Origin of the sequence: Cellulosimicrobium cellulans (genome assembly GCF_006539945.1) — a bacterium.
Lineage (GTDB): Bacteria > Actinomycetota > Actinomycetes > Actinomycetales > Cellulomonadaceae > Cellulosimicrobium > Cellulosimicrobium cellulans.
The window spans coordinates 1-14,475 of record NZ_BJNZ01000023.1; the positions used below are offsets into that span (position 1 = coordinate 1).

The 14,475-nt window shown below is 73.1% G+C and carries 10 protein-coding genes; 3 read left to right on the forward strand and 7 right to left on the reverse strand.

The window, feature by feature from the left end; translation table 11 throughout:
- Nucleotides 1-80: 80 nt before the first annotated feature.
- Nucleotides 81-2,393 (reverse strand): formate C-acetyltransferase, encoded by a 2,313-nt coding sequence (gene pflB / locus CCE02nite_RS15305; RefSeq protein ID WP_141390507.1) that lies wholly within the window; start codon nt 2,391-2,393, stop codon nt 81-83.
- 389 nt (nt 2,394-2,782) lie between these two features.
- Between pflB and CCE02nite_RS15310 the strand changes: the two genes are divergently transcribed.
- The gene (locus tag CCE02nite_RS15310; protein WP_170227337.1) at nt 2,783-3,880 is read left to right on the forward strand and encodes a carboxylate-amine ligase; all 1,098 of its coding nucleotides are present in this window, start codon (nt 2,783-2,785) and stop codon (nt 3,878-3,880) included.
- 53 nt (nt 3,881-3,933) lie between these two features.
- Here the strand turns inward: CCE02nite_RS15310 and CCE02nite_RS20540 are convergent, their stop codons facing one another.
- Nucleotides 3,934-4,593, reverse strand: a complete 660-nt coding sequence (locus tag CCE02nite_RS20540; RefSeq protein WP_170227338.1) for an HAD family hydrolase — start codon at nt 4,591-4,593, stop codon at nt 3,934-3,936.
- An 89-nt stretch (nt 4,594-4,682) separates the two neighbouring features.
- On the reverse strand, nt 4,683-6,596 hold the full coding sequence (dxs, locus tag CCE02nite_RS15320) for a 1-deoxy-D-xylulose-5-phosphate synthase (RefSeq protein ID WP_141390510.1): 1,914 nt from the start codon (nt 6,594-6,596) through the stop codon (nt 4,683-4,685).
- Between the two features lie 203 nt (nt 6,597-6,799).
- On the opposite strand from dxs, the gene CCE02nite_RS15325 reads away from it, so the two are divergent.
- Entirely contained in the window at nt 6,800-8,251 is a 1,452-nt protein-coding gene (locus CCE02nite_RS15325; RefSeq protein WP_141390511.1) for a GuaB1 family IMP dehydrogenase-related protein, read from the forward strand.
- Nucleotides 8,248-8,955 carry an NUDIX hydrolase gene (locus CCE02nite_RS15330; protein ID WP_141390512.1) on the forward strand — a complete coding sequence of 236 codons (708 nt, stop codon included), beginning with the start codon at nt 8,248-8,250 and terminating at the stop codon, nt 8,953-8,955. Before CCE02nite_RS15325 ends, CCE02nite_RS15330 begins: the two co-directional genes overlap by 4 nt.
- Nucleotides 8,956-8,983: 28 nt before the next feature.
- On the opposite strand, the gene CCE02nite_RS15335 is transcribed toward CCE02nite_RS15330, so the two are convergent.
- The 4 genes from CCE02nite_RS15335 to CCE02nite_RS15350 form a co-directional block, all read right to left on the reverse strand.
- Nucleotides 8,984-9,445, reverse strand: a complete 462-nt coding sequence (locus CCE02nite_RS15335; protein ID WP_141390513.1) for a DUF1801 domain-containing protein — start codon at nt 9,443-9,445, stop codon at nt 8,984-8,986.
- Nucleotides 9,446-9,660: 215 nt separating this feature from the next.
- The gene (locus CCE02nite_RS15340) at nt 9,661-12,480 is read right to left on the reverse strand and encodes an aconitate hydratase (protein WP_255318893.1); all 2,820 of its coding nucleotides are present in this window, start codon (nt 12,478-12,480) and stop codon (nt 9,661-9,663) included.
- Nucleotides 12,481-12,715: 235 nt separating this feature from the next.
- Nucleotides 12,716-12,940 carry a hypothetical protein gene (locus CCE02nite_RS15345; protein ID WP_141390515.1) on the reverse strand — a complete coding sequence of 75 codons (225 nt, stop codon included), beginning with the start codon at nt 12,938-12,940 and terminating at the stop codon, nt 12,716-12,718.
- Nucleotides 12,941-13,051: 111 nt separating this feature from the next.
- Nucleotides 13,052-14,416 carry a class I SAM-dependent RNA methyltransferase gene (locus CCE02nite_RS15350; protein ID WP_371861930.1) on the reverse strand — a complete coding sequence of 455 codons (1,365 nt, stop codon included), beginning with the start codon at nt 14,414-14,416 and terminating at the stop codon, nt 13,052-13,054.
- Between the last annotated feature and the right edge of the window lie 59 nt (nt 14,417-14,475).

A 14,475-nucleotide genomic window follows, 5' to 3' on the forward strand; every position in this document is an offset into this window, starting at 1 on the left:
CCCGGCGACGCCGCACCCGCGCTGCGGGCGGACGGCGGGGCCGGGAAGGGTGACGGTCATGGGTGGCTCCTCAGCGCTCGTCAGAGCGCGCCGTGGAAGGTGCGCGAGAGCACGTCCAGCTGCTGCTCGCGCGTGAGGCGGACGAAGTTCACCGCGTACCCGGACACGCGGATCGTCAGCTGCGGGTAGTTCTCCGGGTGGTCCATGGCGTCCAGGAGCGTCTCGCGGTTCAGCACGTTGACGTTCATGTGGTATCCCTCGGACCCGATGTAGGCGTCCAGGAGGCCGGCGAGGTTGGTGACCTGCTCCTCCTTGGTGCGCCCGAGGCCGCTCGGCACGACCGTGTTGGTCAGCGAGATGCCGTCCTGCGCCTCGTCGTACGGCAGCTTGGCCACCGAGAGCGCCGAGGCGAGCATGCCGTGCGTGTCGCGCCCGTTCATCGGGTTGGCACCCGGGGCGAACGGCTCGCCGGCGCGGCGGCCGTCGGGCGTGTTGCCCGTCGCCTTGCCGTACACGACGTTGGACGTGATCGTCAGGACCGACTGCGTGGGCACCGCGTCACGGTACGTCGGGTGCGTGCGCACCTTCGCCATGAACCGCTCGACGAGGTCGACGGCGATCGCGTCGGCCCGGTCGTCGTCGTTGCCGAACGTGGGGTACTCGCCCTCGGTCACGTAGTCGACGACGAGGCCGCGCTCGTCGCGGACGACGGAGACCTTCGCGTGCTTGATCGCCGACAGCGAGTCCGCCGCGACGGACAGGCCTGCGATGCCGCACGCCATCGTCCGCAGCACGTCCTTGTCGTGCAGCGCCATCTCGAGGCGCTCGTACGCGAACTTGTCGTGCGACCAGTGGATGCAGTTGAGCGCCTCGACGTACGTCTCGGCGAGCCAGTCCATCGTCGCGTCGAACTTCGCCATGACGTCGTCGAAGTCGAGCACGTCGCCCTCGACGGGCGCCGCCACCGGCGAGACCTGCTTGCCGGAGATCTCGTCGCGCCCACCGTTGATCGCGTAGAGCAGCGTCTTGGCGAGGTTCACGCGCGCGCCGAAGAACTGCATCTGCTTGCCGACCCGCATCGGGGACACGCAGCACGCGATCGCCGCGTCGTCGCCCCAGTGCTGGCGGATGAGCTCGTCCGACTCGTACTGCACGGCGGAGGTGTCGATCGAGACCTGGGCGCAGTAGTCCTTGAAGCCCTGCGGCAGCTGCGGGCTCCAGAAGACCGTCATGTTCGGCTCGGGGGCCGGGCCGAGGTTGTAGAGCGTCTGGAGGAACCGGAACGAGTTCTTGGTGACGAGCGGGCGACCGTCCTCGCCCATGCCGCCGATCGTCTCGGTGACCCACGTCGGGTCGCCGGAGAACAGCGCGTCGTACTCGGGCGTGCGCAGGAACCGGACGATGCGCAGCTTGATGACGAAGTCGTCGATGATCTCCTGCGCCTCGGACTCCGTGATGCGGCCGGCCTCGAGGTCGCGGTCGATGAAGACGTCGAGGAACGTCGACGTGCGGCCGAGCGACATCGCGGCGCCGTTCTGCTCCTTCACCGCGGCGAGGTAGGCGAAGTAGAGCCACTGCACGGCCTCGCGGGCCGACGTCGCCGGGCCGGAGATGTCGTAGCCGTACGAGGCCGCCATCTCCTTGAGCTCGCCCAGCGCGCGGATCTGCTCCGCGTGCTCCTCGCGCTCGCGCACGACCTTCTCGCTGAACGGCTGCGTGTCGAGACCGAGCTTGTCGAGCTTCTTCGCGGCGATCAGCGCGTCCACCCCGTAGAGCGCGACGCGGCGGTAGTCGCCGATGATCCGGCCGCGGCCGTAGGCGTCGGGCAGGCCGGTGATGATGTGGGAGCTGCGGGCGGCGCGCACGTTCGGCGGGTAGACGTCGAACACGCCCTGGTTGTGCGTCTTGCGGTACTCGGTGAAGACCTTCTTCAAGGTCTCGTCGACCTCGTAGCCGTAGGTCTGGAGCGCGCCCTCGACCATGCGCCAGCCACCGTTCGGCATGATCGCACGCTTGAGCGGGGCGTCGGTCTGGAGGCCGACGATCACCTCGTGCGCCTTGTCGATGTAGCCGGGCGCGTGCGCCGTGATCCCCGCGGGCGTGTGGGCGTCGACGTCGTAGATGCCCATCTCGCGCTCTTCGGGGAACATCGCGGACAGGGTGTCCCAGATCCCCGTCGTGCGCTCCGTGGGCCCCGCGAGGAACGACGCGTCGCCCGTGTACGGGCGGTAGTTGCGCTGGATGAAGTCGCGCACGTCGACCGAGTCGCGCCACGGGCCGTCGGTGAAGCCCTCCCAGGCGGGGACGTGCGCGGTGTCGTGCTGCGGGTCGACGCCGCCCTCCACCGCACGGCCGCCGCTCGTCGTGCCGGGTGCCTCGGAAACGCTGGTCATCTGGACCTCCCTCGTGCCTGACGCGCGGGTCCGCGCGCCTGCCGGGCCCGCCGGTCTCACGGGGCCCCGGGTGGAGGCCCTCGGTGGAGGTTCCGTCGGGCTCCTTCGCCACCTCCAGGCTAGGTTCACGACGGTCCGCGCGGAGGGGTTTCGGGGCGTCCGGGGACCTAGGTCCCGAGCCGGGCGGGACCCGGTGCCACCCGCCGAAAACCCCGGAATCGTGCGGTTCTCGGGACTTGGCGAGCATCGGGGAAGAACGGCTTGTGATGACCTTCACAAGCCCTCCCGACTCCCCGGCCGAACCCGCTCGAGACGGTCGTGACGCACGACACGGACGCACGTCACACGCTCGCCGGACGAGCCGACGGCTTCCGTGTGAGACTGCCCGGGTGAAGCGCACCGTAGGGGTCGAGGAAGAGTTCCTGCTCGTCGGCGACGACGGGCATCCGGTCGCCCGGGCCGCGGAGGCCCTGGAGGCGTCGGGCACCGACGACAAGGGCGGCGGGACCGGCTCGCTCGAGTCGGAGTTCATGGAGGAGCAGCTCGAGACGGCGACGCACCCGCGGCGCGAGCTGGACGACCTCGCGACGGAGATCCGCGAGGGCCGTCGCCGTGCCCAGGACGCCGCGGACCGCGTCGGCGCCCGGGTCGCCGCGCTCTCGACGTCTCCCCTGCCGTTCGAGGGCACGACCGTCTCCCGTCTGCGCTACCTCGAGGCGCGCGCCGCGTTCGGCCTCACGGCGCGCGAGCAGCTCACGAGCGGGTGCCACGTGCACGTCGCCGTCGCGGACGACGTCGAGGGCGTCGCCGTCCTCGACCGCATCGGGCCGTGGCTCTCCACGCTCCTCGCGCTGAGCACGAACTCGCCGTTCTGGCAGGGCCAGGACAGCGGGTACGCGAGCTTCCGGTCCCAGGTCTGGTCGCGCTGGCCCACGTCGGGACCGACCCGGGCGTTCGGCTCCCCCGAGGCGTACCGGGCGGCGGTCGACGGGCTCGTCGCGACCGGCACGATCCTCGACGAGAACATGGTGTACTTCGACGCCCGGCTGTCCTCGCGCTACCCGACGGTCGAGATCCGCGTCGCCGACGTGTGCCTCGACCCCGACACCGCGACGCTCCTCGCAGCCCTCAGCCGGGGCCTCGTCGAGACGGCGGCACGCGAGGCCGCGGACGGCACCGCGCCCCCGGAGCTCCGCCCCGAGATCCTGCGTACCGCGTCGTGGCGCGCCGGGCGCTCGGGGCTCGAGGAGGACCTGGTCTCGCCGCTCACGTGGCGCCCCGCCCCGGCGCACGACGTCGTCGGGCTCCTGGTCGCGCACGTGCGGGACGCGCTCGTCGACGCGGGCGACCTGGACGCCGTGACGGAGCTCCTCGGACGCCTCTGGTCCGGCGGGAACGGCGCCCAGCGCCAGCGCGCGTGGCACGCGGCGTCCGGCGGGGACCTGCGCGCCGTCGTCGAGCAGGCCGTCGCGGTCACGCACTCCTGATCCGCCGCGGGGCGGCCGCCGGGTGCGGTGCGCGGCGTGCCGGCCGGCTCGCGTCAGACGGTGGCCGCGGCGCAGGCCGCGAGCGCCTCGAGGGTCGTGGCCGCGACGACGTCCGGCGCGTCGCCGCCCGACCAGGCCTGGCCGTGCGAGACCCACGCCGTGCGCACGCCGGCCGCACGACCCGCCGCGACGTCGAGGTGGGCGGCGTCGCCGACCATCCAGACCCCGGCGCGGTCGGCGTCCCGCGCTCCGACGCGGTCGAGCGCGATCTCCAGCAGGCGCGGGTCGGGCTTGGCGACGCCCTCCTCGTCGGAGACGACGATCGCGTCGACGTGCGGCTCGACCGCGCAGCGGGCGATCTTGCCGCGCTGCTGGGCGGACGTGCCGTTGGTGACGACGACGACCCGGTCGCCGCGGTCGCGCAGCGCGTCGAGGGCGTCGAGCACGCCGGCATAGGCGCGCACGTGCTCGAGGATGCCGTGGCGGAAGCGGGTCACCACGGCGTCCAGGTCCGCCCCGCCGCCCAGCCCGAGCCGGTCGACGACGACGCGGGCCACGTCGCGCTTGGGCGCGTGGCCGCCCTGGTCGGCCGCGACGATCGCCGCGAGGTCGGAGGCGTCACGCCCGGCGCGCGCGACGGCGTCGGCCGCCCAGGCAGCGAAGGCGTCGTCGCGCCCGACGAGCGTGTTGTCGAGGTCCAGGAGCCAGATCACGTGCCGGACCCTAGCGCGCCGCCCACGCACACCGCCGCGATGTCCGCGCCGGAGCGCGGTGCTCCGGCGGTCGCCCGCGGACCGCGCGCTCAGTCGCGCGCGAGCGCAGCCAGCGCGTCCAGGACGTCGCGCGCGACGTCGGCCGACGTGAGCCGGTACGCCGACGCCACCTGGTCGCGGGTCGCGTGGTCGAGGAACTGCGCGGGCAGCCCGAGCGCGTGCACGGGCGTGCGCACGCCGCCCTCGAGCGAGCGCTGCGCGAGGAGCGCGCCCACACCGCCGTCGGCGACGCCGTCCTCGACGCTCACGACGAGGTCGTGCTCCCCCGCGAGCTTGACGAGCGCGCTCGGCATCGGCAGGACCCACGTCGGGGACGCGACGGTGACGTCGACGCCGTGCGCCGTGAGCGACTCCGCCGCCTCGAGCGCGACGCGCGCCATCGACCCGGGGCCGACGAGCAGGACGCGGGTGCGGGGGGCCGCGCCCGCGGCGCCGGCCTCCGAGGAGCCGTCCGGCACCGCGAGCAGGTCCACGCCGTCCACCGTGTCGACGGCGGGCAGGGCCTCCGACAGCGCCCCCTTGGGGTAGCGCACGACCGTCGGGGCGTCGTCGACGTCCACGGCCTCGCGCAGCGCCGTCCGCAGCGTCTCCTCGTCGCGCGGCGCGGCGAGCCGCAGGCCGGGGACGATGCGCAGCATCGCCATGTCCCACATGCCGTTGTGGCTCGCGCCGTCGTCACCCGTGATGCCCGCGCGGTCGAGCACGAACGTCACCCCTGCCTTGTGCAGCGCGACGTCCATGAGCACCTGGTCGAAGGCGCGGTTGAGGAACGTCGCGTACACGGCCACCACGGGGTGCAGCCCGGCGAACGCCATGCCGGCCGCCGAGGTCGCCGCGTGCTGCTCGGCGATGCCGACGTCGAACGTGCGCTCCGGGAACGCCTGCGCGAAGGGCTTGAGCCCCACGGGCTCGAGCATCGCCGCCGTGATCGCGACGACGTCGGTCCGGCGCCGGCCGATCTGGACGATCTCGTCCGCGAAGACGCTCGTCCAGCCGAAGCGCGACGGCGCGACCGGCAGGCCTGTCTCGGGATGGATCTTCCCCACCGCGTGGAAGCGGTCGGCGACGTCCTGCTCGGCGGGCGTGTAGCCGCGGCCCTTCTCGGTGAGCGCGTGCACGATCACGGGCGCGCCGTACGCCTTGGCCCGGCGCAGCGCGTGCTCCATGGCCTCCACGTCGTGGCCGTCGACGGGCCCGACGTACTTGATGCCGAGGTCCTCGAACATGCCCTGCGGGGCGACGACGTCCTTGAGGCCCTTCTTCAGGCCGTGCAGCCACTCGTACGCGAACCGGCCGGGCGCCCCGGACCGGCTGAGCGTGCGCTTGCCCCACTGCAGGAAGCTCTCGTAGCCGTGCGTCGTGCGCAGCGTGGAGAGGTGGTGCGCGAGGCCGCCGATGGTGGGCGAGTACGAGCGCCCGTTGTCGTTGACGACGACCACGAGGCGCCGGTCCTGGCTCTCGGCGATGTTGTTGAGGGCTTCCCACGCCATGCCGCCGGTGAGGGCGCCGTCGCCGATGACCGCGACGACGTGCCGGTCGGTGAGGCCCCGCACGACGTTCGCCTTCGCGATGCCGTCGCCCCACGAGAGGGCGGTCGACGCGTGCGAGTTCTCGACGACGTCGTGCTCCGACTCGGCGCGTGACGGGTACCCGGAGAGTCCGTCCTTCTTGCGCAGCGCCGAGAAGTCCTGGCGCCCGGTGAGGAGCTTGTGCACGTAGGACTGGTGGCCCGTGTCGAACACGAACGTGTCCGTCGGGGACGAGAACACGCGGTGCATGGCGATCGTCAGCTCGACGACGCCGAGGTTCGGGCCGAGGTGCCCTCCGGTGCGCGAGACCGAGTCGACGAGGAACGTGCGGATCTCGGCGGCGAGCTCCCGCGCCTGCTCCGGGGTCAGCCGTTGCACGTCCTCGGGCGAGGTGATCGTGCCAAGCAGGCTCATGCAGATGCTCCGTTCCGTTCCCGTGCGACCAGCCCGACAACTGTAGGCCGTCCGGGCAGGTGACCTGCGCAGCGGTGCGCGGGGCGACGGGACCTTCACGTCATTGACGCACACTCCGGCGTCGGACGCACGGACCACCGTCGAGTGGAATGCCACTTCCGCTCTGCGGACATCAGAGTGCCGCGACCTCGTAGGATGGGGGCATGCGCTTCCTGCCCGGCCAGTCCCCCGCGACCGACCTCACGTACGGCGACGTCTTCCTCGTCCCGTCGCGCTCCGAGGTCGCCTCGCGCTTCGACGTCGACCTCTCCTCCGCGGACGGGACGGGGACCACGATCCCGGTCGTCGTCGCGAACATGACCGCCGTCGCGGGCCGCCGGATGGCCGAGACGGTGGCGCGCCGCGGCGGCGTCGCGATCATCCCGCAGGACGTGCCGACCGACGTCGTCGCCGACGTGGTCGCCGACGTGAAGTCCAAGGACCCCGTCATCGAGACGCCCGTCGTCGTCGGCCCGCACGACACCGTCCACACGGCCCTCACCCTCATCGGCAAGCGCTCGCACGGCGCCGCGGTGGTCGTGGACGGCGGGCGGCCGGTCGGCGTGGTCACGGAGGCCGACTGCGCGGACGTCGACCGCTTCACCCAGGTCCACCAGGTGATGACGGACCACCCCCTCGTGCTCGACGCCGCGGTCCTCGACGGCGGTCGTGCCGGGCTCGAGGCCGCCTACGAGCAGCTCCACACCGCGCGTCTCAAGGTCGCGCCCGTGACGCGTGACGGTGCGCTCGTCGGGGTCCTCACGCGCAAGGGCGCGCTGCGCTCGTCGGTCTACGCGCCGGCGCTCGACGACGCCGGACGGCTGCGTGTCGGAGCCGCGGTCGGGATCAACGGCGACGTCGCCGCCAAGGCCAAGGAGCTCCTCGCGGCGGGCGTGGACGTGCTCGTCGTCGACACGGCGCACGGGCACCAGGCCAAGATGCTCCAGGCGCTCGACGCCGTCCGCTCCGTGGGCCCCGACGTCCCGGTCGTCGCCGGCAACGTCGTCACGGCGGACGGCGTGCGCGACCTCGTCGCCGCGGGAGCCGACATCGTCAAGGTGGGCGTCGGCCCGGGCGCGATGTGCACGACGCGCATGATGACCGCCGTCGGGCGACCGCAGTTCTCCGCCGTCCTCGAGTGCGCCGCCGCGGCGCGTGAGCTCGGCAAGCACGTGTGGGCCGACGGCGGCGTGCGCCACCCGCGCGACGTCGCCCTCGCGCTCGCCGCGGGCGCCTCGCAGGTGATGATCGGTTCGTGGTTCGCCGGCACGTACGAGTCCCCCGGCGACCTGCACGACGACGGCACCGGCCGGCTCTACAAGGAGAGCTTCGGCATGGCGTCCGCACGCGCCGTGGCGGCGCGCACCGCGGGCGGCTCGCCGTTCGACCGCGCACGCAAGGCCCTCTACGAGGAGGGCATCAGCTCCGGGCGCATGTTCCTCGACCCGCAGCGCCCGGGCGTCGAGGACCTCCTCGACCAGATCACGTCGGGGCTGCGCAGCTCCGCGACCTACGCGGGAGCGTCGAGCCTCGCGGAGTTCGCCGACCGCGCGGTCGTGGGCATCCAGTCCGCCGCGGGCTACGAGGAGGGCCGCCCGCTCCCGGTGAGCTGGTGAGCGTCGACCCGACGGGCTCCCGCCCGGCCGCGCGCGAGCAGCTCGCCGCGCTCGCGCGCGACGGTGGCGCCTGGCCCGAGCCGTGGCGCCACGCCGTCGGCGCCCTGCGCGACGACGCCCGCGACGCCGCCGTCCTCCTGCTGTTCGGCGCGCTCGACCGCGTCCCCGCGGAGCACACGGCAGCCTCGGTGCCGCGCGACCTCGACGTGCTCCTCCTCGCACGTGCCGCGACGCTCGGCCACCACCCCGGCCAGGTCGCCTTCCCCGGGGGGCGGCTCGAGCCCGAGGACGACGGCCCGGTCGGCGCCGCGCTGCGCGAGGCCGAGGAGGAGACGGGTCTCGAGCCCGACGGGGTCGACGTGCTCGGCACGCTCGGCGAGCTGCCCGTGCCGGTGAGCAACCACCTCGTGACCCCGGTCCTCGCGTGGTGGTCGCGCCCCACGCCGGTCCGCGCGGTCGACGCCGCCGAGTCCGCGCACGTGTTCCGCGTCCCCGTCGCCGACCTCCTCGACCCCGAGCGTCGGCGCACGGTCACGGTCCGGCGCGACCGCCGCGTGCACAAGAGCCCCGGGTTCCTCGTCGAGGCGGACGGCCGTGAGCACCTCGTCTGGGGGTTCACGGGCGGGATCCTCGACGCCCTGTTCGACCGGCTCGGCTGGACGGAGCCCTGGGACCGGACCCGCACGCTCGACGCCCCGCTCTGACCCGACGCCGCGGTCGGGTCTGGAGGGCTCAGGTGGGCTCCCCCGCCGACGGGCCGGAGAGCCGGCGGCCGAGCTCGGGGTCGCCCGTGAGGGTCGCGTAGGAACGCTTCACGACCTCCTCCAGGACGCCCAGGTCGACGGCGTCGAGGTCCTTCACGTAGACGCAGCCCTTGCCGACCGTGTGCGGGCCGAGGCGGTCCAGCAGCGCCGCGTGGGCGTCGACCCCGTCCATGAGGTAGACGGTCGTCGCCGCCTTGCGCGGCGAGAAGCCCGCCGCGGCCATGTCGCCCTCGCGTCCGCTCGCGTAGCGGTAGTGGTACGTGCCGAACCCGACGATCGACGAGCCCCACATCCGCGGCGGCTCCCCCGTGATGCGCGACAGGAGCTCGACGAGACGGTGCGCGTCGCGGCGCCGGACGGGGTCCGACACCGCCGCGAGGAACGCCTCGACGTCGGCGTCCGTGGGCTGGGTCGTGTTCTCGCTCGCCATGCCCCAGTCTCTCGCGGCACGGCGGCGGCGCGCGAGGTCGGCACTCCCGCGCAGGTTCGGCAGCCACGACCGCCGATCTCGCCAAGACGTGCCGAGCTCGCCACGGTCGCCCTCCAGACTGCCCGGGGACGACGGCGGGGCGCCCACCTCGAGAGGTGAGCGCCCCGCCGGGGTGCGTCTGCGCCGTCGGGCAGGCCCGCAGCGCTACCGGGGGCTCACGCCACCAGCGAGCGCAGCACGTACTGGAGGATGCCGCCGTTGCGGTAGTAGTCCGCCTCGCCGGGGGTGTCGATGCGCACGACCGCGTCGAACTCGACGCTCGTGCCGTCACCCTTGGTCGCGGTGACCTTCACCGTCGAGGGCGTCGAGCCGTCGTTCAGCGCCGTGATGCCGGCGATGTCGAAGGTCTCGGTGCCGTCGAGGCCGAGCGACGCGGCGTTCTCGCCCGCCGGGAACTGGAGCGGCAGGACGCCCATGCCGATGAGGTTCGAGCGGTGGATGCGCTCGAAGCTCTCCGTGATGACGGCCTTGACGCCCAGGAGCGCCGTGCCCTTGGCCGCCCAGTCGCGCGACGACCCGGAGCCGTACTCCTTGCCGCCGAGGATGACGAGGGGCGTCCCCTGCGCGGCGTAGTCCTGCGCGGCGTCGTAGATCGTGTCCTGCGCGTCCTTGACGAAGTTGTAGGTGTACCCGCCCTCGACGCCGTCGAGGAGCTGGTTGCGCAGGCGGATGTTCGCGAACGTGCCGCGGATCATGACCTCGTGGTTCCCGCGGCGCGAGCCGTAGGAGTTGAAGTCGCGACGCGAGACGCCGTGCTCCGCGAGGTACTTGCCGGCGGGCGAGTCCACCTTGATGGCGCCCGCGGGGCTGATGTGGTCCGTGGTCACCGAGTCGCCGAGCTTCGCGAGGACGCGGGCACCGGAGATGTCCGTGACGGGCGACGGCTCCATGCCCATGCCCTCGAAGTACGGGGGCTTGCGCACGTAGGTCGACTCCGCGTCCCACGCGAACGTGTCGCCCTCGGGCGTCTCGAGCGCGCGCCAGCGGTCGTCACCGGTGAAGACGTCCGCGTAGTCCTTGGTGAACATGTCGCGGTCGATCGACGCGTCGATCGTCGCCTGGACGTCCTCGGGCGACGGCCAGATGTCCCGGAGGAAGACGGGCTCGCCGTGCGGGTCGGTGCCGAGGGGCTCGCCCTCGAAGTCGAAGTCCATCGTGCCGGCCAGCGCGTAGGCGATGACGAGGGGCGGCGACGCGAGGTAGTTCATCTTCACGTCGGGGTTGATGCGACCCTCGAAGTTGCGGTTGCCCGAGAGGACCGAGACGACCGAGAGGTCGTGCTCGTTGACCGTCGCGGAGATCTCGTCCGCGAGGGGGCCCGAGTTGCCGATGCACGTGGCGCAGCCGTAGCCGACCAGGTGGAAGCCGAGCTTCTCCAGGTACGGCCAGAGGCCCGACTTCTCGTAGTAGTTCGTCACGACCTGCGACCCGGGGGCCATCGAGGTCTTGACCCACGGCTTCGACGCGAGGCCGCGGTCCACCGCGTTCTTCGCGAGCAGCGCCGCCGCGAGCATGACGGACGGGTTCGACGTGTTGGTGCACGACGTGATCGACGCGATGACCACGTGGCCGTGGTCGAGCTCGGTCGACGTGCCGTCCTCGAGCGTCACGGGGACGACCTTGTGCGGGCGCTTCGCGCTGTCGGCGTGGCCCGGCGCGACCGGGTGGTCCGACTCGTTGTCGTGCGCGCCGGCGGCGATCGGGTCGGACGCGGGGAAGGTCTCCTCGACCGACTCGTCGAGGCCCGTGAACGGCGCGGCCTCGCCGGCGTCGACGTAGTCGAGGATCGCGGAGGCGAACGACTCCTTCGCCTCGCCGAGCTCGATGCGGTCCTGCGGGCGCTTGGGGCCGGCGATCGACGGGACGACCGTCGAGAGGTCGAGCTCGAGGTACTCCGAGAACACCGGCTCGACGTAGCTGTCGGACTCCGGGTCGAGCCACAGGCCCTGCTCCTTGGCGTACGCCTCGACGAGCGCGAGCTGCTCGTCGCTGCGGCCCGTGAGGCGCAGGTAGTCGATCGTCACGCCGTCGATCGGGAAGATCGCGGCCGTCGAGCCGAACTCGGGGCTCATGTTGCCGATCGTCGCGCGGTTCGCGAGCGGCACCTGGGCCACGCCCGCGCCGTAGAACTCGACGAACTTCCCGACGACGCCGTGCTGGCGCAGCATCTGCGTGATGGTGAGCACGACGTCGGTCGCGGTGACGCCCGCGGGGATCGAGCCGTTGAGCTTGAAGCCGACGACGCGCGGGATGAGCATCGAGACGGGCTGGCCGAGCATGGCCGCCTCGGCCTCGATGCCGCCGACGCCCCAGCCGAGCACGCCGAGGCCGTTGACCATCGTCGTGTGCGAGTCGGTGCCGACGCACGTGTCGGGGTAGGCGCGCAGCACCCCGCCGACCTCGCGCGTCATGATCGTGCGCGCCAGGAACTCGATGTTCACCTGGTGCACGATGCCGGTGCCCGGGGGGACGACCTTGAAGTCGTCGAACGCGGTCTGGCCCCAGCGCAGGAACTGGTAGCGCTCGTGGTTGCGCTGGTACTCGAACTCGACGTTGCGCTCGAACGCGTCCGAGCGCCCCGCGACGTCGATCTGCACCGAGTGGTCGATGACCATCTCGGCCGGCGCGAGCGGGTTGATGCGCGACGGGTCGCCGCCGAGCTCCGCGACCGCCTCGCGCATCGTGGCGAGGTCGACGACGCAGGGCACGCCGGTGAAGTCCTGCATGATCACGCGCGCGGGCGTGAACTGGATCTCGGTGTCGGGCTGCGCGGCCGGGTCCCAGGACGCGAGCGCGCGGACGTGGTCCGCGGTGATGTTGGCGCCGTCCTCCGTGCGCAGGAGGTTCTCGGCGAGGATCTTCAGGCTGTACGGGAGGCGCTCGACACCCTCGACGGCGGACAGGCGGAAGATCTCGTACGAGTTCTCACCGACCTCCAGCGTTCCCTTCGACCCGAACGTGTCGACGCTGCTCACTCGTAGCTCCTTCGTGGCGAGACGGTGGCACGGATGCCATGGTTCAGGGGGCTTCGCCCAGACTACGCCGGGCCGGCGCGCCGCTCGGACCGGGTCCGGAGGACCGCCCGAGCGGTGGTCGGCGGCTCGTCCACGACCCGCTGCGACCTGCACCGCGACCAGCATACCCCATATATCTTGACGTCAAGATATATGCCGGGCGTGCCGCGCGCGTGACGTGCTGACGGCTCCCGGCTCAGAGGTCGCAGTCGCACAGCAGGTTGAGCTCGACGACCTGCTCACCCTCGTCGGGCCGCGCCCAGGCCTCCGCCTCGGCCCGCGACGCGAAGCTCCGCCCCGCGAGCCGCCCGTTCGGCATCAGGACGCCCACGCCCACGATGTCCCGGACGTCGTCCGAGGCGTGGTGGGCCGGGGATCCCGCCTCAGCAGCCGCCGTCGTCGACCCGCTCGCTCTCGTCACGTCCCTCACCGTCCCTCACCGTCCCGCTCCTTCGACCGTCTCCCCCATCGTCCTCCCGGTACGCGCCGTGGGGCACCCGGGTTCACGCAGGGCCGAGCGCACCCGGCGACGTCAGCGCGTGAGGACGGCGACCGCCTCGACGTGGTGCGTCATCGGGAAGAGGTCGAACGCGCGCAGGGACGCGAGCCCGTAGCCGTGATCGGCGAGGTAGGAGACGTCGCGTGCGAGCGCGGCGGGGTCGCACGCGACGTACACGACCCGGGCGGGCTGCCGGGAGGCGATCGCCTCGACCACGGCACGGCCGGCACCGACGCGCGGCGGGTCGAGCACGACGACGTCCGCGCCCGTCGGGTCCGCGGCGAGCACCTGCTCGACGGGGCCGTGGTGCAGCTCGACCCGGTCGAGCCCGTGCGCGTTGCGGCGCGCGTCGCGCACGGCCCGCTCGTCACCCTCGACGGCGACGACGGAGCCCGCCGCCCCGACGGCCGCCGCCAGGGGCGTGGTGAACAGCCCGGCGCCCGAGTAGAGGTCGAGCACGCGCGCGCCGTCGACGTCCCCCACGCCGTCGAGCACCGCGCGCGTCAGCGTGCCCGGCGCCTCGCGGTGCACCTGCCAGAACCCGCCCGCCGCGACGCGGTACTCGTGCTGCTGGTCGCCGAGGACGACACGCTCGGTCACGCTGCGGCGCGCGTTGGGGCGCTGGTCGGGCGAGCCCGACCGCCACGGCTCGCCGTCCACGAGGAGGACCGGCGCCGAGCCGACGGGCGCGACGAGCTCGATCCGCGTGCCCGGCCGCCAGGTGCGCGTGAAGACCTTCTCGCGCGCCGCGAGCTCCGCGACGTCCTCGGTGCCCAGCGGCATGCCGTCGAGCGCGACGACGTCGTGGGACCGGAAGCGGTGCATGCCCGCACGGCCCGTGCCGTCGGCGACGAGGTCCACGCGCGTCCGGTAGCCGAGCCCGCCGCGCTCGCCGTCGCTCGGCAGACCCTCGACCTCTACCTGAAGGTCAGTCTCGTCGAGGTCGACCTTCCCGAGCCGGCGCAGCTGCTCGACCAGCACGTCCCGCTTCCAGCGGCGCTGCGCGTCGAGCGCGACGTGCGCGAGCTCGCCACCGCCGACGCCCCCCGGACCGGCCTCCGGCCATACCGACGGGACCCGGTCGGACGACGCCTCGAGGATCTCGACGGCGTCGGCGCGCCAGAACTTCGCGGTCTCCCCGCCCTCCGTGACGCGGGCGCGCACCCGCTCCCCGGGCAGGGTGTGACGGACGAAGACGACGCGCCCGTCGTACCGCGCCACGCAGTGGCCGCCGTGGGCCGCCGGGCCGACCTCGAGCTCGACCTCGACCTCAGGTCGAGGGTCGACGCGGGCCGACTGACGCGTCGCGCGACCACCCTGGCGGCGGGTCGTACGGCGCCCGCCGCCGCGCGCGGCGCGGCGGTCCGCGAACGGGTCGGACGGTCGGTCGGAGGGCACGGCAGGACCACGCGAGGAGGACGGCATGCCCCCAGTATCCCGGACGCGACCCGACCCAC